The organism is Pseudomonas sp. 7P_10.2_Bac1, assembly GCF_025465935.1.
GTDB lineage: Bacteria > Pseudomonadota > Gammaproteobacteria > Pseudomonadales > Pseudomonadaceae > Aquipseudomonas.
This window is the reverse complement of the sequence record NZ_JANLNV010000040.1, coordinates 36,165-58,555: the sequence shown is the minus strand read 5'-3', so window position 1 is coordinate 58,555 and position 22,391 is coordinate 36,165. Positions and strand designations below refer to the sequence as shown.

At 58.0% G+C, this 22,391-nt stretch carries 17 protein-coding genes; 12 read left to right on the top strand and 5 right to left on the bottom strand.

What is annotated here, in order from left to right; genetic code table 11:
* Nucleotides 1–192 precede the first annotated feature (192 nt).
* The 4 genes from NTD86_RS07510 to NTD86_RS07495 all read right to left on the bottom strand — a co-directional run bounded on the left by NTD86_RS07510 (nucleotide 193) and on the right by NTD86_RS07495 (nucleotide 6,039).
* On the bottom strand, nucleotides 193–1,377 hold the full coding sequence (locus NTD86_RS07510; RefSeq protein WP_262201541.1) for an acyl-CoA dehydrogenase family protein: 1,185 nt from the start codon (nucleotides 1,375–1,377) through the stop codon (nucleotides 193–195).
* A complete protein-coding gene (locus NTD86_RS07505) occupies nucleotides 1,370–2,734 on the bottom strand; it encodes an MFS transporter (protein ID WP_262201540.1) in 1,365 nt (454 codons plus the stop codon). Before NTD86_RS07505 ends, NTD86_RS07510 begins: the two co-directional genes overlap by 8 nt.
* 6 nt (nucleotides 2,735–2,740) lie before the next feature.
* Nucleotides 2,741–5,245, bottom strand: coding sequence for a TonB-dependent receptor plug domain-containing protein (locus NTD86_RS07500; RefSeq protein WP_262201539.1), 2,505 nt, complete (start codon nucleotides 5,243–5,245; stop codon nucleotides 2,741–2,743).
* A gap of 92 nt (nucleotides 5,246–5,337) precedes the next feature.
* Nucleotides 5,338–6,039: an enoyl-CoA hydratase/isomerase family protein gene (locus NTD86_RS07495; protein ID WP_262201538.1), complete on the bottom strand. Its 702-nt coding sequence runs from the start codon at nucleotides 6,037–6,039 to the stop codon at nucleotides 5,338–5,340.
* A gap of 146 nt (nucleotides 6,040–6,185) precedes the next feature.
* On the opposite strand from NTD86_RS07495, the gene NTD86_RS07490 reads away from it, so the two are divergent.
* Nucleotides 6,186–7,211 carry an alcohol dehydrogenase catalytic domain-containing protein gene (locus NTD86_RS07490; protein ID WP_262201537.1) on the top strand — a complete coding sequence of 342 codons (1,026 nt, stop codon included), beginning with the start codon at nucleotides 6,186–6,188 and terminating at the stop codon, nucleotides 7,209–7,211.
* A gap of 2 nt (nucleotides 7,212–7,213) precedes the next feature.
* On the top strand, nucleotides 7,214–8,692 hold the full coding sequence (locus tag NTD86_RS07485; protein ID WP_262201536.1) for a class I adenylate-forming enzyme family protein: 1,479 nt from the start codon (nucleotides 7,214–7,216) through the stop codon (nucleotides 8,690–8,692).
* A 12-nt stretch (nucleotides 8,693–8,704) separates the two neighbouring features.
* Here NTD86_RS07485 and NTD86_RS07480 read toward each other — a convergent pair whose 3' ends face one another.
* Entirely contained in the window at nucleotides 8,705–9,493 is a 789-nt protein-coding gene (locus NTD86_RS07480; RefSeq protein ID WP_262201535.1) for an IclR family transcriptional regulator, read from the bottom strand.
* A 935-nt stretch (nucleotides 9,494–10,428) separates the two neighbouring features.
* Here NTD86_RS07480 and NTD86_RS07475 point away from each other — a divergent pair.
* The 10 genes from NTD86_RS07475 to NTD86_RS07430 all read left to right on the top strand — a co-directional run bounded on the left by NTD86_RS07475 (nucleotide 10,429) and on the right by NTD86_RS07430 (nucleotide 22,366).
* Entirely contained in the window at nucleotides 10,429–11,325 is an 897-nt protein-coding gene (locus NTD86_RS07475; RefSeq protein WP_262201534.1) for an EamA family transporter, read from the top strand.
* A gap of 388 nt (nucleotides 11,326–11,713) precedes the next feature.
* The gene (locus NTD86_RS07470) at nucleotides 11,714–12,226 is read left to right on the top strand and encodes a sigma-70 family RNA polymerase sigma factor (RefSeq protein WP_262201533.1); all 513 of its coding nucleotides are present in this window, start codon (nucleotides 11,714–11,716) and stop codon (nucleotides 12,224–12,226) included.
* Entirely contained in the window at nucleotides 12,223–13,173 is a 951-nt protein-coding gene (locus NTD86_RS07465; RefSeq protein ID WP_262201532.1) for a FecR family protein, read from the top strand. Before NTD86_RS07470 ends, NTD86_RS07465 begins: the two co-directional genes overlap by 4 nt.
* An 87-nt stretch (nucleotides 13,174–13,260) precedes the next feature.
* Nucleotides 13,261–15,615, top strand: a complete 2,355-nt coding sequence (locus NTD86_RS07460) for a TonB-dependent siderophore receptor (protein ID WP_262201531.1) — start codon at nucleotides 13,261–13,263, stop codon at nucleotides 15,613–15,615.
* A 17-nt stretch (nucleotides 15,616–15,632) separates the two neighbouring features.
* Entirely contained in the window at nucleotides 15,633–17,483 is a 1,851-nt protein-coding gene (locus tag NTD86_RS07455) for an extracellular solute-binding protein (RefSeq protein ID WP_262201530.1), read from the top strand.
* On the top strand, nucleotides 17,470–18,540 hold the full coding sequence (locus NTD86_RS07450; RefSeq protein WP_262201529.1) for a microcin C ABC transporter permease YejB: 1,071 nt from the start codon (nucleotides 17,470–17,472) through the stop codon (nucleotides 18,538–18,540). Before NTD86_RS07455 ends, NTD86_RS07450 begins: the two co-directional genes overlap by 14 nt.
* Nucleotides 18,540–19,571 carry an ABC transporter permease gene (locus NTD86_RS07445; RefSeq protein WP_262201528.1) on the top strand — a complete coding sequence of 344 codons (1,032 nt, stop codon included), beginning with the start codon at nucleotides 18,540–18,542 and terminating at the stop codon, nucleotides 19,569–19,571. Before NTD86_RS07450 ends, NTD86_RS07445 begins: the two co-directional genes overlap by 1 nt.
* The gene (locus NTD86_RS07440; protein WP_262201606.1) at nucleotides 19,564–21,147 is read left to right on the top strand and encodes an ABC transporter ATP-binding protein; all 1,584 of its coding nucleotides are present in this window, start codon (nucleotides 19,564–19,566) and stop codon (nucleotides 21,145–21,147) included. The genes NTD86_RS07445 and NTD86_RS07440 overlap by 8 nt, the downstream gene beginning before the upstream one ends.
* A gap of 113 nt (nucleotides 21,148–21,260) precedes the next feature.
* Nucleotides 21,261–21,641, top strand: a complete 381-nt coding sequence (locus tag NTD86_RS07435; protein WP_262201527.1) for a RidA family protein — start codon at nucleotides 21,261–21,263, stop codon at nucleotides 21,639–21,641.
* Nucleotides 21,642–21,736: 95 nt separating this feature from the next.
* Nucleotides 21,737–22,366 carry a flagellar biosynthesis protein gene (locus NTD86_RS07430; protein WP_262201526.1) on the top strand — a complete coding sequence of 210 codons (630 nt, stop codon included), beginning with the start codon at nucleotides 21,737–21,739 and terminating at the stop codon, nucleotides 22,364–22,366.
* Nucleotides 22,367–22,391 lie beyond the last annotated feature (25 nt).

The following is a 22,391-nucleotide window of genomic DNA, read 5'->3' as shown; positions in this document are numbered from 1 at the left end:
CTGGCTTTTGATCTTAAAGGTCGCTGCCGCAGCAAGAGATGTGCACAGAAAACCAAGAGCACCCCTCTCCCAGACCCTTGCCTGAAGGAGAGGGGACCGATTGGGGGGGGCTGCTGACTATCAGTGTCCTGTTTGCAGCGCAACAGCGCGGCGTCGAAGAGGGCGCTCCCTCCAACAGCAGCCGACTACGGCTTAATACGTAAACGCAATCGGTGGATGACGGCCGTTGAGCAGGAATTCACCAATCGCCTTGTATTTGTAAGCCAGTGAGTCATGGGTGGTGTGGGTGCGAGCATTGCGCCAGTGGCGGTCGAAGTTGTGCAGGCTTTGCGTGGTTGCTGCACCGCCAACTTCATACAAACGTTCGCACACATGCAGCGCGGCACGGGTGGAGGCGATTTTCGCTTCGGCCACTTCAATCGAGGCCTTCACCAGCAGCGCTTCGAGTTCATTGCCTTGTACCAGGCCCGACAGTTGGCTGCGCGCCGCAATGTCGACCGCCGCAGCAGCTTTTTCGACCAGCGCTTGCGCTCCGTGAATGCTGGCGGCGAGGTCGCCGATGGTGTGCAAGATGTACGGGTCGTCGCTGGCCCGCTGAACGCCACTTTCACGGACTGGCCGCGAACCATTGCGCGCCCACTGCACCGCATCGTCCAGTGCGGCCAAGCCAATGCCCACATCGATCGAGCAATGAATCAGTTGTGCGCTGGCGCCGATGTAATTACGCCGCTGGTACCACTGGCTCAGCGGGATGACTTGTTCAGGCGCAACCTGCACGTTTTCCAGCAAGGTGCTGCCGCTGGCCGTGGTGCGCTGGCCCATGCCGTCCCAGTCATCAAGCAACGTAATGCCGGGTGTGTTGGCCGGCAGCATGACATACAGCGCTGCACCGGCTTCGTCCACGGCCTGGATTTTCAGCAGGTCGGCAAACAGGCAGCCGGTGCTGTAGAACTTGCTGCCGTTAAGGACCCGTTGTTCGCCGCGACGTTCGAGGCGGGTGTGGATCTCGCCGCGAAACGTGCCGCTGCGCTCGGCAATGGCACCCGATGACAATTGGCGGTCTGCGAAAGCCCCGAGGTAACGGGCCTGTTGCTCTGGGTTGGCGATCAGGCGCAAGTGCTCGACCGTGGCGAAGTGCGGAAAAATGGCTTGGGCCACACACGGGTCGGCCTTGGCTAAGGTGATGAAAATTCGTGCGACGTCGACTTGGCTGATGTCACCACCGCCCAACTCGACGGGCACCCGCGCGGCGCCCAGGCCTGATTGGCGGATCAATTCAATTTGTTCATGAGGCAAGGTGCGCTCGGCATCGCGTTGCGCAGCGCCGGGTTGGATCTGCGCAGCCAGTTCTGTGGCCAGGGCGACGTAGTCAGTCATATGCTTTTTCCAGGGTTGAAGGGGCGTCGCGCAAGGCTTTGCGCGGCACGCCGAAGAACAGGATCAGGGCACCGCTGGCAACCATGGCGGCGACGATATAGAGCGCCAGGCGGATGTCGCCGGTGGCGGTTTTGATCTGGCCGATCATGATCGGGGTCAGCAGGCTGCTGATTTGCCCGCAGCAGTTGACCATGGCCAGGCCCGCGGCTTTCGCCCGGTCCGAGAGGTAGTAAGTGGGGATGGTCCAGAACACTGCAGTGGCGCTCAGGTAGCCGGTGGTCATCAGGATCATCGTTGCCACGGTGGCAGTGGGGCTGCTCAGGCATTGCGGCAGGATCAACATGGCCAGCGCTGCCAGCAGACCGGGCACGGCGAAGTGCCAGCGCCGTTCCTGCTGCTGGTCCGAGTGGCGACAAACCAGCAGCATCACCCCCACGGCGATGATGTACGGCAGGGCTGAGAGCAGGCCCAACTGGCCAAGGCTGGTAATGCCCGAGTCACGGATGATTGACGGTGCCCAGATGTTGGTCACGTTGCCGGTGCTCATGATGGTCAGGCAGTAGGCGAGCACGATAAACCAGACTTTTCGGTCCTTGAGAGCACCCAGAAAATGCTGATGGCCGCCCGGTTGGCGGCGACCGCGCTCGGCGGCCAGAGCCTGCTCAATACGCTGCTTTTCATCCTGGCTGAGCCAGCGCGCATCGGTTGGACGATTGTCCAGCCAATACCAGGCAAAAATGCCTGCCAGGATCGGCGGCAGGCCGGTCAGCACGAACAGCCATTGCCAGCCGTGAAACCCGGCCACGGTGTCGAAATGGCTCATGATCGACGTCGACAGCGGCCCGCCGACAATCCCGCACACGGCTATCGCCATGATGAAGCGCGAGGTGATCCGTGCCCGGTGGCTGGCCGGAAACCAGTAGGTCAGGTACAGGATCACCCCCGGGAAGAACCCGGCCTCGGCCGCGCCCAGGAGCACGCGCAGTACATAAAACTGCGCGGGCGTCTGGGCAAAGGCGGTGGCCACGGTCACCAGCCCCCAGAGGATCATGATGCGCGTCATGGTCTTTTTTGCGCCGATCTTTTCCAGCAGCAAGTTGCTGGGAATCTCGAACAGCAAGTAGCCGATGGAAAACACCCCGACAATGATGCCGAACGTGGCATCACTGATGTTCAGGTCGGTTTTGAAGCGCAAGTGAGCGAAGCCGATGTTGACCCGGTCCAGCCAATTGAGCACAAAGCACAAAAACAGAAAGGGCATGATCCGCCAGGCGAGCTTGCGGTACAGCGCTTGATCGAAGCCCTCGGCCGCACGCGACAAGGGCTGGGTGACGGGCGAGGCAATAAGCGGGTTCATGGGCAATTACCAGCTCACGTCGACTTTGGCGAAGTAGTACGCGCCGTCCAGCCCATAGGGTGAGTACCAGCTGTAGGTCGGGTTGTCGGTGGGCGCGAAGTAATACTTCTTGGCTTCGTCGTTAAGCTGCTGCGGACGGCGATTGAAGATGTTTTCACCACCCACGGTCAGCTTTACCGAGTCGCTCATCCAGTAACCCACGCTCAGGTCGGTAATAAAGGCCGCATCGATTTTCTCGTCGCGGGTCGGCGACACCTGGTTCAGTCCCGTCACGCCGGTGTAGTGGGTTTCCTTGAGGTTGACGTCGAAGTCGCCCAGTTGCCACGCGGTGTTCAGCGAGGTCACGTTTTTTGGGTACGCGGTGGTCAGGTTGCCGATTTTGTCGCGGCCTACGGCGGTCACGCCGGTGCCGGCCAGTGCGGCGGGTTCCTTGACTTTGCGCACGGTCTGCAAGCTCTGGTTGCTGAGCAGGGTCCACTTGACCTTGCCGTATTGGCCGAAGTCGTAGCGATAGTCCGCCACCAGGTCGATACCTCGGGTACGGGTGTCGGCCAGGTTGCCGAAGTAGGAGACGATCTGGTTCGGGTCCAGGCCTTTGCTGGCCAGCAGATTGGAGACGGCCGGGCCTTGCAGGTTACTGGTTTGCAGAATGCGGTTGTTGATGTCGATCTGGTACAGGTCGACGGTGATATCGAGGTTGGAGGTGGGCGTCGCGACAAACCCGACGCTGTAGTTCATCGATTTTTCCGGCTGCAGCGCTTTGGCTCCCAATGCCTGACCGGCCGGGTCGTTGACGGTGACGTAGCGGGTGACGTTTTGTTCCAGTTGGCCAGTGAGGGTGTTGGTGCGCCAGGCAGTGAGCGAGGACGAGTAATACTCTTGTTGCAATGAAGGCGCGCGGAAACCGTTACTGACTGTGCCGCGTACGGCAAATTGCGGGGTGAAGGCATAGCGTGTCGAGAACTTGCCACTGGTGGTATCACCAAAGTCGCTGTAGTGCTCAAAACGCCCGGCTACGCTGGCATCCCACTTGTCCGTCAGGCTCTGGCTGAAGTCGACGTAGCCTGCCGTGTTGGTACGCGAGTAGTTGTGTGCATCCGAAGGGGTAAAGCCTGTCAGGCCCGGTGCGCCAGGGTTGGGCCGCTGGCCTGCCAGCGGGCTGCCGACCGGGAATACGTAGCCGCCGTCACCATAGGACGCCAGTTCGCCGGACTGGATCTGGAAGCCCTCACGGCGGAACTCAAGCCCGGTCGATACGTTCAGCGGCTTCTCGAACAGCCCGGTGTCGAACGCGCGGGTCAGGTCCAGGTTGTTGGTCCACTGGTTGGCAATCAGGTTGCCGCCGTCCATGTTGCGCGGGCTGTCTGGCCCGAAAGACGGGTTGATCGACTTCTCGTTGCGGATATTGGCGTTGTCCTGGCCGAAGCTGGTACTCAGGTCCCATTTCCAGCCGAACAGGTTGTCGTTGCGCAGGCCGACCACGGTCTGGAAGTCATCTTCTTCAACCACAAAACGCGGCGAAAAGCCGTCCGGGTACACCGAGGCGATGTTCTGTGGCGAGTTGGCAGTGCGATAGGTACCCCAGCTCTCCGAGTTGCGGTGGCTGGCGGTGGAGAAGGAGTACAACGTGTAGTCCGGGTTAAGCGGCAACTCCATGTTGTAGGCCAGGTTATAGGTCTGCGAGCGTGGCTGGCCCATGATCTGGCGGTAGCGGCTCTCGCCGTTTTCCCGTGGGTCCGGTTGGCCATTGACCGGGAAATAGATGCGGGTACGAGCGGGCACGGCACCGGCCACGTTGGAGTTGTCTTGAATGCCGAGGTCGGCACTGAGGCTGAAAAAGCCATCGTTGGGCAGTTCAAAGCCCTGGTTCACCGATGCCTGGCCACGTGCACCGAAATTTCCTTTGCCACCCACGCGGTCTTTGAACTGGCCGTACAGCGCACTGCCGCTGCCACCTGAGCTGTTGCTTTTAAGGATGATGTTGATCACCCCGGCAATCGCATCCGAGCCATATTGCGCCGCTGCGCCGTCACGCAGCACTTCAATGTGGTCGACCGCCGAAATCGGGATCAGGTCCAGGTCGGTGGGTGACTGGCCGCTGGCAGTGGCGGCGGTCTGAACGAAGATCAGCGACGTGGTGTGGCGGCGCTTGCCGTTCACCAGCACCAACACGTGGTTGCCGCCCAGGCCACGCAGTGTGGCGGACTTGACGGACAAGCCGGTGCCGCCGGTAAACCCGGCCGCATTGGTGTACGACGGCACGGCGGCGGCCAAGGCGTCACGCAGGTTCTGTTTGCCCGAGCGCATCAGGTCATCGGCGCTGATCACGTCAATTGGTGCCAGGCTTTTGGCCACGGTGCGGCCGCCATCCCGGGCCCCGGTCACCACCACGGTTTGCAGCGAGGGTGTGTTCGATTCTTCAGCGAACGCGGGGTGGCTGGCGTAAAGGCCAAGAATCCCGACGGTCAGCAGGCTCAGTTTGGGACGGAAATTTTTCTGTGGGCGAAACATGGTGAGGCTCCAAAAATGATTGGCGCCCGCTTTCCATTCCTGGTGGTGGGTGTTCCTGACAGGGCGTGGTGGCGAGTAAAAGTTGTTGGCTGTCAGTGAGGTTTCATTACGTCGATACGGGCTTCGTCGATCAATGCCAGGTGCTGTTGCAGGCGCTGATTGCGGTCAGCCAGCAGCAAGCGCTTGGTCAATTGCATGGCCCGTGAATCATGGGCTGCCAGACGCCGAGCCAGTTCGAGCGAGGTTGCGATGGAGTCGTCGACCACTTGATTGATCAGCCCCAGTTCGAGGGCTTGTGCGGCATCGAACGGGCGGGCACTGAGCATGATGTCCAGCGCTGCGGCTTCACCGATCAGGCTGGGCAGGGTGATGGTGCTGAAGCCAGAAAGCATGCCGTGGCTTACTTCAGGAAAGCTGAAACGGGTGTCATGACGGGCAATGCGAAAATCACAGTGGATCGCCAGGCTGATGCCCAGCCCTAGAGTGTGGCCCTGAAGCGCGGCGATGACTGGCTTGGTCAAAGGCGTGCCGACGCCAGGCAGCGAGTTGGCCAGCAACTGCGTGCTGACCGTCTCGCCGGTGGCAGCGATTTCCTTGAGGTCGGAACCGGCGCAGAACGCTCGTTCACCCGCACCACGCAACACGATGGCGCGTACCCCCTGATCTTCTTGCGCACGCTCCCACACACCGGCCAACGCCAGTTTGGCTGCGCCGTTCAGTGCATTTAAACGTTCTGGGCGATTGAGCGTCACCAGTAAAACGCCGTCTTCAACTATTTCGTACTCGACAGTCATGGCTTCGATTCAGTGTGTTTTTAAGGAAAACGCATTGCCCCTTGAGCTCCGCGTCAAAGTAAGCAAAACTTAAATCATGTGCACAATACAAACAATGTGTTTGTTATATGAACATATTCTTATGTACTTCCATATGGTTATAAAAGATGAAAGCAATCGTTCTAAAGGATTTCGGTGGCCCTGAGCAGTTGCAGCTCGAGACAGTACCGACGCCACAGCCAGACGCTCATGAAGTGTTGGTACGCATTGAGGCCGCGGGTGTCTGTCATCACGATCTGATGCACCGGGCCGGCAAGTTGCCGGGTGCGCACACAGGCGTTGTGCTGGGCCATGAAGTGGCGGGAGAAGTGGTCGAGGTGGGCGCGCAGGTGCATCACCTCAAGGTCGGCAGTCGCGTGGTGGTGTATCAACGCCGCTTCTGCGGCCAGTGCCGGGACTGCCTGCGCGGGCGCCAGGATTTGTGCCGTGCATTGGGCTTGCCCTCGGTCGACACCGAAGGCGCGTATGCCCAATTCCTGCGTGTGCCTGCTGCGTCAGCCGTGCAGTTACCGGACAGCCTGGGGTACGCGGATGCCGCACTGGCCTGTTGCCCGATCGCGACCAGTGTGCGTGCACTGGTGTCCCAGGCGCAGCTCAAACCGGGTGAAACCGTGCTGATCAATGGTGCAAGCGGTGGGCTGGGCGCGCATCAAGTGCAATTGGCGCGCTCGCTCGGCGCACGGGTGATTGCCGTGACGGGCAGTGCTGACAAAGCCGAGTTTTTACGTGGCCTCGGCGCCCATGATGTGATTGTCGCGGGTAGTGAAGGCTACAGCGCCGCAGTCTGGCAATTGACTGGCCGCCAGGGTGTCGACGTGGCCATGGAGAACGTTGGCCACACGTTGCATGACACGCTGCGCAGCATGGCGATGGGCGGGCGTGTGGTGGTGCTGGGCAATGTGCAGCCAGGCGCGGTGGCTGTTTCGCCCGGGCTGTTGATCGGTCGCCGATTGAGTTTGCTCGGCTCCGGCAGCGCCACGCTGGAAGACCTGCGCAGCGCACTGGCGATGATTGCCGCCGGGCAGGTTCGCCCCTTGATCGACCGGGTGCTGCCGTTTACCGAAGTGGCACAGGCTCATGCCTTGCTCGAAAATCGGCAGGTCAATGGCCGTATTGTCCTCAGTGGGTGGTGAGCATGGACATCAGCACTCTGTTTAACCAGGCCGCCAGCAAATGGCCGCAGGCGCTGGCGATCAAGGAGCTACGTAGCCAGCGTGAATTGACCTTTGCCGAGTTCAATCAGGCTCTGAATGACTTTGGCGCCGGGTTGTTGGAGCTAGGTGTGGGAGAAGGCGAGCGGGTTGCATTGCTGGCCGATACCAGCCTTGATTACTTGCTCGCCGATTACGGCTGTATGGCCCATGGTAGGGTGCGTGTGCCCCTGGACCCGTCCTTGGCGCCGGGTGAATTGCTGGCACAAATCAAGGACGCGGGTGCGCGTCTGCTGCTGTTCGGCGCCGGTCATTCGCAGGTCGCAGCCGAACTGCTGGAGCAAGGCGTAGTGTGTTTGCCCCTGGATGAGGTCAGCGTCCAGTGCGCGCCCGCTGCCGCGGCACGGGTGGCGCAAGTGCGTACGGCCCTGGCGTCGCTCAACTACACCGGCGGCACCACCGGAGCGCCCAAAGCGGTGATGCACACCCACGCCAGCCTATGTGCGGTGCTGCAAAACATCGTCATGGCCAGGGCTGCGCTGCCAGGTGACGTACTGCTCAACGTGCGACCGCTGTGGCCGATTGCGGCGGTCGCATTGCTGGCGCATGTGCTCAGCGGTGGCCAACTGATCCTGGCAGAACGCTTCGATGCTGCGACCTTTGTGTCGCAATTACAGCATCACCGTGCGGCCTTCAGTTCACTGGTGCCCACCCAATTGCTGCGAGTACTGCGTGAGCCGCGCCTGGCCTACCCGGACTTCAGCGCCTTGAAGAGTATCGACATCGGCGCCGCCGCGATTGCACCGTCCGTGCTGGACGATGCCTGCGCCTTGTTCGGACCGCGTCTGAGTGTGTTGTACGGCATGACCGAAGCGCCTTGGACGTGCTACTTGTCGGCCGCGCAAATGGGCCAATTACGCCGTGACGGTGAAAGTGCTGAAGGCTTGGTCGGGCGCCCGGTGTTTGCGGCGGGGCTGCGTATCGAGCGTCCCGATGACCAGGGCGTGGGTGAAATCATGCTGGGGGGGCCGCAACTTATGGCTGGCTACTGGCAGAAGCCCGAGTTGAGCGCGCAGGTGCTGCAAGACGGCTGGTTACGCAGTGGCGACTTGGGGCGAATCCGTGTCGATGGCTATTTGCAGGTGATGGGGCGCAGCAAGGAAATCATCCGCAGTGGCGGTAAAAGCATCCAGCCGGGTGAAGTCATTGAGTGCCTGCTGAGCCATCCGCAAGTAGAGGATGCTCATGTATTTGGCCAGGCCGATTTGGAGTGGGGCGAGCGAGTCTGTGCTGCCGTGGTGCTTAAACCTGGTGCTGAGCCTTCCAGTGAGCAACTGCAAAGTCACTGCCAGCGTGTGTTGTCGCGTTTCAAAGTGCCGCGCCAAATGTACTTCGTCGACACTTTGCCGCGCTCGCACTACGGCAAGATCCAGCTCAACCGGTTGCTTGAGCAACTCGGCTGAGCGTGCCCCGTATCAGTTGGGCGCCATTTGCGCGGCGATGCCCTGACAAGTGCGGCGCAGATGGCTGGCCAGTTCAGAGCCGGAGTGGGTTTGCTCCTCCATGGCCAGCCCGGCGATAACCAGCGCACCGACGGCATGGCCGTTGGCGGGGCGAATTGGGTACGCAATCGAGTGCAAGCCTGGTTTGAACTCTTCGTGGCCGAAGGCGAAATCCTGCTCGCTGCGGATTTTTTGCAAAGTTGGTTCGACCCGCTGCCAGCGTTCCTCACTGAGCAACCCCTGGGCCTGCTCGGCGCTGTAAGTGGCCAGAATCGCCCGTCCGCTGGGGCTACCGTCGATAGGAAATTGATCCGCCAGATCGACAATCACATTCAGCGGCGTCGACGGCGTCCACATCCGCTCGATCAACACCACCTCGTCACCGACCGGAATCGACAGCGAGACAATGGCTTGCAAGTCACCGATCACGCGCTGCAACTCAATGGTGAACGGCAGGGCGATCTTGCGCAGATTAAGGCGATTGAGATACGCCGACGAGTAAATCAACGACTCAGCGCCGATCCGGTACGTACCGGCGTGGGACTCGATCAGATTCCAGTGATTAAGCGTCTTGAGCAGACGATGGATCGTCGTGCGGTCAATCCCCGTCAGCTTAGCCAGCTCCAGCGCCGACGCGCCTTGCTTGAGTTGTGCCAGCGTCCTGAGCAAGACAATCGAACGGTCAATCACCTGAACGCGTCCGCAGTTGCCGGCTTTATCCTGGCTGGCCTGTGCTGCGAGTGGGAGTGAAGAAGTGTCCATTAAAATCCTGTGCGTGTTCGAGCCTTTGCGAGCGGGTAAGGGTAGCGGTGAACGCGGTAGGAGAGAAAGGGGGGAATGCGTGGGGGATGAAAAATAGGGCGTAGGATGTGCAGAGATTTGGCGTAGGAAAAGTCTTGGAATTTATACTATGCATGTTCTGTAACTTGCAATGAATAGTGTTTTTAATAAATAAAGCTTTGTTTTAAATGGCTTTAATTGCTGTGTGGCGTGTTGGAAGTGTGAGGGTTGGCCGTAAATATCTATTTGTTATATGGTTTTGTCTGTATTTTGTATTTGTTTTGGTAGGCGAGAATATGTGCCGTTCGTCAGTTTTTCTTGGGGTGTAATCCTTTTGAAGGTCATTAATTTTTTGGTTTGAAGTGTTAAGAATGAGGGGGTTGGCACTTCAAGTTGTCGTGTGTCGAAATGTGTCATTTGAATAGTGATTTTTTATCTTGACCTGTTAGTGGCTATTGGAGGATGGTGTTTTGTGTGAGTTGGCATGATTTCTAATGGTGCTTGTGCCTTAGTAAAGAATCAAACACAAGGCAGGAACAGGGTGGTGAAAATATAATATTTATAGACGCTGTGCGAGGTGCGGATATCTGTTAAATATTCGGGTTTATCTTGGGTTGTGGTTTTTTAACGAATTTTAAATTGTCGTACTGGCTGTGATTTGCTGTGCTTAAGTTTTGGGTTTGTATGCCGAGCAATGGCAAGTACTTGGGCTGCTTATTTTGCCAGGAGAGTGAATGTTGGATCAGTAAAGATCTCGCCTAAAGGAAGGGCGAGATTATGTGCTCTAACGAGATAGTTGAAATTAGGTTTTTGTTGGTTGGAGAACTAAGTCTCAAATGCGGGCTACTTTATGTGAAGGCACTAAAATTTCTGTGTGAGGTTTAGGAGTGGTCGATATTTCTCACTGGGAAACTGTCATGAGTCATGTACGCGTCGGGACCAAAGCCGGTTTGCTAGCGGCAATAATGTCCAATCTTTTTCTTGGGTTTTCTTCATTGTATTGGAAGGCACTGGGTGAACTGTCGTCTATTAGTTTGCTCGGATACAGAGTGTTTATTTCAATGTTGTGTGTGACATTGATTTTGCTGGCTCGCAAAGAACTTAGGCTTTTATTGTTTGGGCTTGAGTTGAGGGATGTAGCACTGCATGGAACTGCAGCACTTTTGGTGGCGTGTAATTGGGGCGTGTTTATTTGGTCTTCCATTCATGGGCGGGTATTTGAAACCGGGCTGGGTTACCTGATTGCTCCGATACTTGGGATTGGCTTAGGGATTGTTTTCTATAAAGAGAACTTATCTTTTTTTAGAGGTGTGATTATTTTTTTTATAGTATCAAGCGTATTTTTTTTGATTTTTAGAGTGCCTGGTTTGGATTTTCGTGTCTATTTAAGTATCGGCGTGACGTGGGGGATGTACACCTGGTTGAAGAAAATGGCCCGTTTAGACCCAATATCTGGGTTGTTTGTTGAGTCTTTTATCCTCACCTTTATAACTGCTGCTTTGATTTCATATATTGATGGTGGGGTAGGGGTGCCTAAGGGATTAGGCGTATTTAGAGGGTCGTTGCTTTTAAGTTGTGGTCTTGTCTCATTGGTCCCACTGGCGCTTTTTGCTTTTGCTGCAAAACATCTGCCTTTAAGTGTAATGGGCTTGCTACAATTTCTGTTGCCTTTGACTCAGTTTTGTATTGCGTCTGTTTTTTATGGGCAAAATTTTACTGCTGAAATATTTTTGGCTTTTTCTATTATTTTCACGGGTATGGTGTTTATTATTCTTGAGGTGCCTATAAAAAAATTATTGAGCGCTGAAGAGTGATCGAAAATGCCGCACACATCTCATGTCATAGCTGTTGGTTTGGGTGTGATGGGCAGTGCAGCAGTATGGTGTCTGTCGCCAGCAGGTATATTCGATCAGGCTGCGAAAAGCATCTTTAGCGTGTTAGGTGCTATGAGTGTATTGCAGCTAGCTCTGCGGCCGTTTTTCAGAATGGCTGCGCATTTTTAATTCCAAGATCAAAAGATCGTAGCCTTCGGCAGATCTTACAGGCCGAGATCTTTCCCTATACCCTAATTCTCCTTTTGAAAGGCTTTGTTATGCTTTTCAGGAATAAATCACGTTTTTTTGTTCTTTTGGGATTTTATCCGCTCGGAGCATAGTGGCCCCCTTTTTCGGCCAGCTGACAGTGCTTCGTTTGGAGTCATCCATGGATGTCGATCATAAATCCCGCAGTCTTCTGATCGGACAATGGTTTAGGAACGAATATCGTTGGTTGCGTGCCAGGGTCGGCAAAGATATTGGCTGCCCGCACGGTGCCGAAGATATTGCCGCGGAGACGTTTGTGCAGGTGCTGGGCCTGCGGGATGTCTTCACTGTTCGTGAGCCGCGTGCGCTGTTGACGACGATCGCCCGGCGTTTGATGTACGAAGGCTGGCGGCGCCGTGATCTGGAGCAGGCATACCGTGAAAGCATGGCCGCTCAGGGCGATAGCGTTCATGCCTCGCCCGAAGAGCAGGCGCTGATTATCGAGACTTTGCTGACGGTCGACCGCTTGCTCAATGGTTTGTCGGCAAACGCCAAGGCGGCGTTTCTCTATCACCAACTGGACGGTATGACGTACACCGAGATCAGCCAGCAACTGGGTGTGTCGGTCAGCCGCGTGCAGCAGTACATGGTTCAAGCGTTCAAAAGGATCTACACCGTAATGGATGAAGCATGAGTGCGATTGACAGCCGTGTGATCAACGAAGCCGCGCAATGGATGGCGCTGGTGCAGTCCGGGCATGCCAGCCCTGAGGAGTTCCAGGCGTTTGCGGCCTGGCGTGAAAGTGACCCGCGACACGCTGAGGTGTGTGCACGCATGGGTGGCGGCTTGGGCCGTTTGCCGGTGGATGCGCTGCGGGCGATTCCGCGTCAGAGCCTGATGAGCAGTCTCAACAGCCCTTCGAGTCGACGGCGCTTTTTGGGTAAAACCCTGTCTGTGGTCGGGGTGGGGGCTTTGAGTCTGGGGCTTGGCCGGTTTTATGGGCTGGTGGCATGGCCGGGCGAGCTGCTGACCGGCACGGCTGAGCGCCGTTCATTAACCTTGGACGATGGCAGCGCCTTGACCCTCAATGCACGCAGCCTGGTGCAGGTGCATTTTGATGCGCTGGAGCGTTTGCTGCTGTTGCGCAGCGGTGAGTTGCTGGTGGATGTGGCGCGGGACGCCGGCAGGCCGTTTGTGGTGCAAACCGAACATGGCCGGATGCGGGCTTTGGGCACCCGGTTTGTGGTGCAGCGCCGCGACGACTCAACACGCATCGTTATGCTGCATTCTCAAGTAGAAATCACCACACGCTCGGGGCTTCAACAGGTTGTAAAAGCCGGTGAAAGTGCCACGTTTGATGGCAAAAACAGCCTGAGTATCGCCCCGGCAACTGGCTACGAAAACGCTTGGATCGATGGCCAACTGGAGGTGCGTGACAGCTCGCTCGCCGATGTAGTTGAGCGTCTGCGCAGCTATCGCCGCGGGATCATCGTGCTCAGCCCGCACATTGCCAGTTTGCGTATCAGTGGCCTGTATTTTCTTGATGACAGTGATCGCACGTTGCAACTGCTGGAGCATTCGTTGCCCGTAACAGTGCGCTACCACACGCCGTTTTGGGTCAGCATCGAGCCGCGGGTTTAAATTTTTTTAAATAAATGGCTGCACCCCCTATAAATTTCCGCGCGCTGTTTCACATACCTGCATCAGACAATAAATGAGGTGCAGGGTATGGGCTACGTAAGGGCTTCGCGGTTGGCGTTGGGGGTGGCGTTGAGCATTGTCGGCGGCGCCGGTTTGAGTACGGCATGGGCCGATGGTCAGGCGCTGGGCAAGGTGGTGCATTTCGAGTTGCCAACCGGGCCGCTGGATCAGGTGTTGCTGACCATCTCGCGTCAGGGCGCAGTGCCGATTTCTTTCGAACAGCGTTTGCTGCACGGTTTGAAAAGCGCACCGGTCAGCGGTGACCTGACCGCCAATGAAGCCATCGACCAGGCCCTGCGTGGCACCGGACTGCATCGGGTACAAAGCGATATCGGCTTGAGCGTACAACCCGATGCCCCCAAGGATTCAACCACCACGCAATTGAAAACCGTGACCGTCACTGGGCAGAAGATCGAGCAGCCAAAGATTATTGCCGGGGCGTTGGGCAGCGCCAGTGAGCTGGATACGCCGTTTTCGACGCGCCAGGTCAGCAGTGCCGAGATTGAGGAGCGTCAAATCAAGGCGCTAGGCAAGGTGTTTTCCGAAGACACTTCGGTGGTGTCCAACGGCGATACCTTTTCGCTGAACGCTTACTCCATCAGCGTACGCGGCCTGCCGCTGGATGACGGCGGCAGCTACAAGATCAACGGCCTGCCGATTTACATGACCACTGTCGAACTGCCGCTCGAAGCCTTTGATTCCGTGCAGTTGCTCAAGGGTGCTTCGGGCTTTATGTACGGGTTTGGTGCGCCGGGCGGGGTGATCAACTTTGTCACCAAAAAGCCGACTGACGAGACTACGCTGAGTGTCGACGCGGGCATGCGCTCCAATGGTGTTTACAGTGAGCATGTGGATACGGGCGGCCGGGTCGGAGCGGACGACACGTTTGGCTATCGCTTGAACGCCGTGCACGAAGAGGGTGAGACCTACAGCCACTCCAACGTGCACCGCGATTCGGCGTCGTTGTCGCTCGATGCGCGCATCACGCCCGACCTGACCTGGACCGCTGACACGTTGTACCAGGAACGCCGTATCAATGGCGGCATTCAAGACTTCGACCTCAACAGTTACACCGGCGATAAACTGCCCAAGCCAATCAGTGGCCGGACCGATTTGTCTGCCTTTGATGACACCTTCTTCCAGTCGCGCATTTGGCTGGCCGCCACGGGCTTGCACTGGAATGTGACCCCGGACTGGTCCGCCAGCGTGGATTACAGCCATTTCAGCGATAAACGCGTGTACGCCGCTGAATGGATGTCACTGCTGGACAAGGCCGGTAATTTTCGGGACAACCTGAACGTCGGCCACAGTATTGCGATTTATGACCAAGTACAGGCGATGACCCAAGGCAGTTTCAGCACCGGGCCGATTGACCACAAAGCCGTGTTTGGCGTGTCCTGGCAAGGCCTGACTCGACGTGCGAGCCTCAATTACCTGAGTGCCGATATCGGTGGCAACAACCTCTACGACACCCCTGACCGCCTGACCTATGACGGCAGCTTCGATTACTCGACTTACCGCACGGCCTACATCGATCAGCGCGCCGTATTTGCCAGCGACACCCTGGACCTGACCCACGGCTGGTCGTTGCTGGCCGGCCTGCGCCTGACCGACTACACCCAGGACACCTACGGCAAAAGCGGCAGCCGCACCTCGACTTACCACGAAACGCCGCTGACGCCGACGATTGCGCTGATGTACAAACCGCGCCCGGACACCACGTTCTATGCCAGTTATGTCGAGGCCCTTGAGTCGGGCGGCACGGCGGGCATCACCTACAAAAACGCCAACGAAGTGCTCGACCCGATCAAGAGCAAGCAATACGAAGTTGGGGTGAAAACCGATCGTAAAAACTGGGGCGGCTCGGCGGCGGTGTTCCGCATTGAACGCGGCGCGCAATACGGTAACAGCCAGAACTATTACGTGCAGGACGGCGAGTTGCGTTATCAAGGGGTTGAGCTAAACGGCCACCTTGATGTGACCGACAACACCACCGTCAGCAGCAGTTCGACCTGGCTGGACGCGACCTTTACCAAAAACGAGGACGGCTTGGTGGGCAACCGGGTTTCCGGTGCGCCGCGCTTCCAGCAAGTGCTGCAAGTCAGCCACAAGGTGGCCGGGATCGAAGGCCTGAAAGTCTACGCCGACGCCCATTACACCGGCTCATCCGAAGCCGATGACAACAACACCTGGAAGCTGCCGGAATACACGTTGTATGGGGTGGGTGCCAGCTATCGCCTGAAGGTCGATAACCACAATGTGACCTTGCGCGGCGCAGTCGACAACCTGACTGACCACAAGTACTGGGGCATCCTGTCTTCGGATTACATCTTCGTCGGTGCTCCCCGCACGCTGTCGCTTAACGTCAGTTTCGACCTTTAACGCAGCGGGCGCCGACCATGTTTGAACGACTCGCATACTGTGCCGGGCTGCTGTTGCTGTGCGCGCCGCTGGCGCATGCCCAGCCACAACAGGCGCTGACGGTTTACGGCGAAGCGCCGAAATACCCGCCCGGTTTTCAGCACTTCGACTATGTGCAGGCGGATGCCCCCAAAGGAGGGAGTTTCAGCCTGTCCGGGCAGACATCGCCCTTTGATCACTTGCTGCCGTATGTGGACAAGGGGCAGGGCGTGGACAAGCTCGATGGCTGGCTCTACGCGCCGTTGGCCCAGCGCTCGAAAGATGAACCCTATACGGTGTATGCCGATGTCGCGCAGAGCATGGAGTTGGCGCCGGACCACAGCTGGATCCGCTTCACCCTCAACCCGCAGGCCCGGTTTGACGACGGCGCGCCCATCACCGCTGACGATGTGCGCTACACCTTCGAGCAACTGACCACCTACGGCAAACTGAAGTACCGCATTCAGTTTGCCGACGTCGCCAGGGTGGTGATCGAGTCGCCATTGCAGGTGCGTTTTGACTTCGTCGGCAGCGATAACCGCACCCTGGCGCTGGACCTCGCGACATTGCCGGTCCTGCCTGCGCACTGGTGGCGTGAGCATGATTTTGCCAATGGCGCCGGTTTTGATATTCCGCCCGGCAGCGGGCCGTATCGCGTGGTCAAGGTTGACCCTGGGCGCAGCGTGCATTTGCAGCGTGTGCCGGACTGGTGGGGCGCCGACCTGCCGGTCAACCGTGGCCAGTACAACTTTGATCAGGTGCGCATCGAGTACTTTGCCGATAACGGCAGCGTCGATGTCGAGGCTTTGCGCGCAGGGGTATTTGACTTCAATGTGGTCGGTTCTTCTGCGCAATTTGCCACCGCCTATAACGGTGCAGCACTGAATGACGGGCGCCTGCAAAAAAAACGTCTGGCGCCCTTGGCCATTCAAGGTACTCAGGGATTTGTGTTCAACCTCGACAACCCGATCTTGTCCGACCGTCGCGTGCGCCAGGCATTGGCCATGCTGTGGGACTTTGAATGGACCAATCGCAGCCTGATGTATGACGCCTATCACCGTCAGCGCAGCTTTTTTTCCAACAGCGAACTGGCAGCCAAAACCTTGCCCGACGCCGAGGAACTCAAGGTGCTGGAGCCGCTGCGTAGTCAACTGCCGCCAGAGGTCTTCAGCGACGTCTTTAACCCGCCTGGCACCGATGGCAGCGGGATTATCCGCGACCAGCAATTACAGGCGCTGGCCCTGCTGCAAGCCGCCGGCTGGCGCCCACAGGGCGATCAATTGGTGAATGCGGCGGGCAAACCCCTGCGCCTGACTTTTCTCAACAGCGGCAGTGGTTATGAACGGCTGGTTTTGCCTTATATCCGTAACCTCAAACAGATCGGCGTGACCCTGGATTTCCGCACGGTCGACGCTGCGCAATACATCAACCGCCTGCGCACTCGCGACTACGACATGATCGTAGTGAGCTACCCGGTATCGGCGTCTCCTGGGCGTGAGCTGTTCAATTACTTTGGCTCGTCGGCAGCTCGTGCGCCGGGCTCCAACAACTACATGAACCTCAACGATCCAGCAGTTGATCAGCTGATGACGGGTTTGACCCGGGCCACAGACCGCAAAACCATGGTCACCTATGCGCGCGCACTGGATAGGGTGCTGCAGTGGGGGTACTACTGGATACCGAGTTTTTACAGCGAAGGCACCGGCTCGGTGTGGTGGAACCGCTTCGCTCAACCTGAGATAGCACCAGTCTTCGACGCCGGGCTAGACACCTGGTGGCAAGTCAGCACACAGCCGTTGACCAACTCGCAGATGCACGCACAACAGGAGCAAAGCCATGCTGATTTATAGCCTGAGGCGCTTGTTACTGATCATCCCGACCTTGCTGTGCATTTTGCTGGTCAACTTCGTCATTGTGCAGGCGGCTCCAGGCGGGCCGGTAGAACAGGCGATTGCTCGTTTGCAGGGCCTGGGCGGTGGTGCGTCGATTGGCGGCGGGCATGCAGAAATCCTGAATACAGCGTCGGGCTCAGCCACCGATCGCGGTCTTGATCCAAAGCTGGTGGCGGACATTGAACGCCAATACGGTTTCGACAAGCCGCCTTTGCAGCGGTTATGGCTGATGATCACGAACTACGCCCGTCTGGACTTCGGCAACAGTTTTTTTCGTGGCGCTACGGTCACTGATCTGATCGCTGAAAAGCTGCCGGTCACGTTCTCGCTCGGCCTCTGGGCCTTGCTGATTACCTATGGCGTGTCGATCCCCTTGGGCATTCGCAAGGCCGTCGCCCATGGCAGCGCGTTCGATGTGTGGACCAGCGCCGCGATCATCATCGGCTATGCCTTGCCTGCCTTTTTGTTCGCCCTAGTGCTGATTCTGCTGTTCGCCGGCAGCAGTGGCCTTAACTGGTTCCCGCTGCGCGGGTTGGTCTCCGAGAATTTCGCGTCGTTGTCCACCGCCGGCAAAGTACTGGACTACCTCAAGCACTTGGTGCTGCCGGTCACGGCGTTGGTGGTGGGCGGTTTTGCGACGTTGACCATGCTCACCAAAAACAGCTTTCTGGACGAGATGTCACGCCAGTACGTGATCACCGCCAGGGCCAAAGGCGCAGGGGAGCGGCAGGTGCTGTACGGCCATGTGCTGCGCAACGCGATGCTGATGGTGGTCGCCGGATTGCCGCAGGCCATGGTCAGCGTGTTTTTTGGCGGCTCATTGTTGATTGAAGTGGTGTTCAGCCTCGATGGCCTGGGCCGCATGAGCTACGACGCGGCGGTCTCGCGCGATTACCCGGTGGTGTTTGGCTCGCTGTTCATTTTTACCCTGTTCGGTTTGCTGATCAAACTGCTGGGTGATCTCTGTTATCGGTTGATTGATCCGCGAATCGACTTCTCCACGAGGCGCTATTGATGCCCAGTCTGTCTCCTGTTAACCAGCGTCGCTGGCAGCGTTTCAAGGCCAATCGCCGAGGCTATTGGTCGTTGTGGATTTTTTTGGCGGTGTTTGCCGCCAGTTTGGGCGGCGAGTTGCTGGCCAATGACAAACCACTGCTGGTGGTCAGCCAGGGGCACTGGTATTTCCCGGCGGTGTCGCGTTACACCGAACAGGAGTTTGGCGGCCAATTGCCGTTCCAGCCGGACTACCGCAGCGTTTATTTTCGCCAGATGATCAAGCAGCAGGGCGGCTGGATGTTGTTCCCGCCGATTGAGTTCAGTGCCGACACGGTCAATTACGACCTGCGCACGGCGGCCCCCAGCCCGCCGGGTAGGGAAAACTGGCTGGGCACAGACGATCAGGCGCGGGATGTGATGGCCCGGGTGATTTTCGGCGTGCGCCTGTCGCTGCTGTTTGCCCTGGCGCTGACCTTGATCAGCAGCTTTATCGGCATCTGTGCCGGTGCGTTGCAGGGCTATTACGGCGGTTGGGTCGACTTGTTTGGTCAGCGCCTGCAGGAAATCTGGTCTGGCTTGCCGGTGCTGTACCTGTTGATCATCCTCTCGGGGTTTGTCGAGCCAGGTTTCTGGTGGTTGCTGGGCATCATGGCGCTGTTTTCCTGGCTGACCCTGGTCGACGTGGTACGGGCCGAGGTGCTGCGCGGGCGCAATCTGGAGTACGTGAAAGCGGCGCGCGCCTTGGGTTTGAGCAACCTTGAAGTGATGCTGCGTCACGTGCTGCCCAATGCCTTGACCTCAACCCTGACCTATTTGCCTTTCATTCTCACCGGGGCGATTGGCACCTTGTCGGCCCTCGATTTTCTGGGCTTTGGCATGCCGGTGGGCAGTGCGTCCCTGGGCGAGTTGATCAGCCAGGGCAAAAACAATTTGCAGGCGCCCTGGTTAGGGCTCACTGCGTTTTTCACCCTGGCGTTGTTACTGAGTTTGCTGGTGTTTATCGGCGAAGCCTGTCGCGATGCGTTTGACCCGAGAACTGCCCATGCCTGAGCCATTGATCGAAATTCGTAACTTGCGCGTCAGTTTTGCCGGGCAGCCGGTGGTGCGGGGTATTGACCTGGACATACGCCAGGGCGAATGCCTGGCGCTGGTGGGGGAGTCCGGCTCCGGCAAGTCAGTGACCGCGCATTCGATCCTGCAATTGTTACCGTCCAGCAGCCGTACCGAAGGCAGTATTCGGTTGCGCGGGGAGGAGTTACTGGGTGTGGGGGCTGCGCGTTTGGGAAAACTGCGCGGCAATCAGGTGGCGATGATTTTTCAGGAGCCCATGAGTTCGCTCAATCCGTTGCACACCATCGAACGTCAGCTCAGCGAAACCTTGCGACTGCACACGGCACTGGACGGGCACGCTATCCGTCGGCGCATTCTCGAGCTGCTCGACAGGGTGGGTATTCAACAACCGGCGCAACGGCTTAAAGCCTACCCGCATCAATTGTCTGGCGGCCAGCGGCAGCGGGTGATGATCGCCATGGCCTTGGCCTGCGAACCGCAATTGCTGATAGCCGATGAGCCCACCACTGCGCTGGATGTGACGGTACAGCGCAAGATTTTGTTACTGCTGCGCGACCTTCAGCAGCAAATGGGCATGGCGATGTTGTTTATCAGCCATGACCTCAACCTGGTGCGGCAGATCGCCCAGCGGGTGGCGGTGATGCGCGGCGGCGAGGTGGTCGAACAGGCTCGCTGCGACGACCTGTTTACGCATCCGCAGCATCCCTACACGCGGCAGTTACTGGATGCTGAACCCGGCAGTGATCCGCTGCCGGTGGCGCCTTCAGAGAATCTTTTGCGGGTGCACAAACTGGCTGTGCGTTTCTCACTGGGCGGGCCATTTTGGCGCCGGGACTACTTGCAGGCGTTGCAAGGCATCGACTTGAGCATACGTCAGGGCACCACCCTGGGGATTGTCGGTGAGTCCGGCTCTGGCAAGTCGACCCTGGGGCAAGCGATCTTCAAATTGATCGAGGCCCAGGGCTCGATTCAGTTTGACGGCACTGCGCTGGAGAGCCTCGATACCCGGCAAATGCGCCCGTGGCGCAAGCGCATGCAAGTGGTCTTTCAAGACCCTTACGGCAGCTTGAGCCCGCGCTTCAGCGTGCTGCAAATCATTGCCGAAGGCTTGCGCGTGCACACCAACCTCACGGCACAAGAGCGCGAGACTGCGGTGATCAACGTGCTGGAAGAAGTCGGGCTGGATCCGTCAGTGCGCCATCGTTATCCGCATGAGTTCTCGGGAGGGCAACGGCAACGCATTGCCATTGCCCGTGCGCTGGTGCTCAAGCCGGACTTGATGTTGCTCGACGAACCGACCTCGGCGCTGGACCGTACCGTGCAAAAGCAGATCATCGTTTTGCTGCGCCGCTTGCAATTGGAACATGGGCTGACGTATCTGTTTATCAGCCATGACCTGGCGGTGGTCCGCGCCCTGGCCCACGACATCATGGTCATCAAGGACGGGCACGTGCTGGAGCAGGGCGCGACACAGGCCATCTTTGACGCGCCGCAACATCCGTACACCCAGCAGTTATTGGCGGCCGCGTTTACCGACTTGTCGCGAGCGGATTGATGCGCATCCCGGTGTTAAACTCGCCCTCCCGATGCAAAAGTACCGAGTGACTGCCAAGGCCTGAATTGCCTGGGCACCAACAGACTTTAAATCCCTCCTACCAAGAGACCCACATGGCAAACCAAGACATCACCTTTACTCCCGATCCTGATGCAGAGTCGATCTCTTCCGATGTTGCCGGTTTTGGCGGCATTCTTGTGTCCACCCAGATCCCTACCCGTGCCGACGGCAGTCTGGAGTTGGGCAGTATCACCGAGCAAAGCGAATGCACCTTGCAGGCGCTCAAGGTTGCCCTGGAAAAGGCGGGCAGCTCGATGGACCGCGTGTTGCACCTGACGATTTACCTCACTGACATGGCTGATCGCGCCGCCTTTAACGAGGTGTATAAGCGCTTCTTCGCCAAGCCATGGCCGGTACGCGCCGCTGTGGGCGTAGCCGCTCTGGCGGTAGAAGGCATGCGTGTGGAAGTCACGGCGATGGCCGCCAAGGCCTGATCGAGCGTCCCGAACTGCGAGCGGTCTTCTACACTCTTTTTCGGCCAGTGTTTGGCCGTGCCAATGAAGGCACACAAAGAAAGGGAGTAAGGAAGATGGTTCGCAGATTTTTGGGCGTTGTGGCGTTGGTACTATTGGCCGGTTGTGCCACCAACCGGGCAGAAGTGGATGTTGATGTGGTGCCGCCAGGCACTACGCAGACGCCCGCCCCAAGTAATGGCAAAAAGGTGTTTGTCAGCGCTGTTGATGATCGTGTTTTTCAGGTCAAACCCTCCAGTTTCGATGTCCCTTCGCTGAAGTACGACGATATTGACGACAAGTCGATTACCGAGCGGGCGATTGCGCGCAAGCGTAATAACTTCAATTGGGCGATCGGCGACGTGCTGCTTCCCAAAGGCCGCACAGTGGCCGGGTTGGTGAGTGATGCCGTCGCTACCGCTTATCATCAGGCCGGATATGAAGTGGTGAAAACCCCTAATGCTGCTGGTGCCCGCCAAGTGAACGTGCAGATCCTTGAGTTCTGGTCATGGTCCGGAGTTGAAGGGGTACTGGATAAAGCAGTCCGCAATCAGTCCTTGTTGCAGATCAAAACCACGGGAGCACCTGAATACAGCGTGAAAACTCTGGTTACCGATGACGCGAAGGTTGTGACGGATGGAGCCTGGAAGAAAATCACCGAGCAGGGCCTGGAGGCCATTACCCAGGAAACCCTGAAACAGCTGTAAGTCTGTGGGCGGCGAGGCCGTGAAG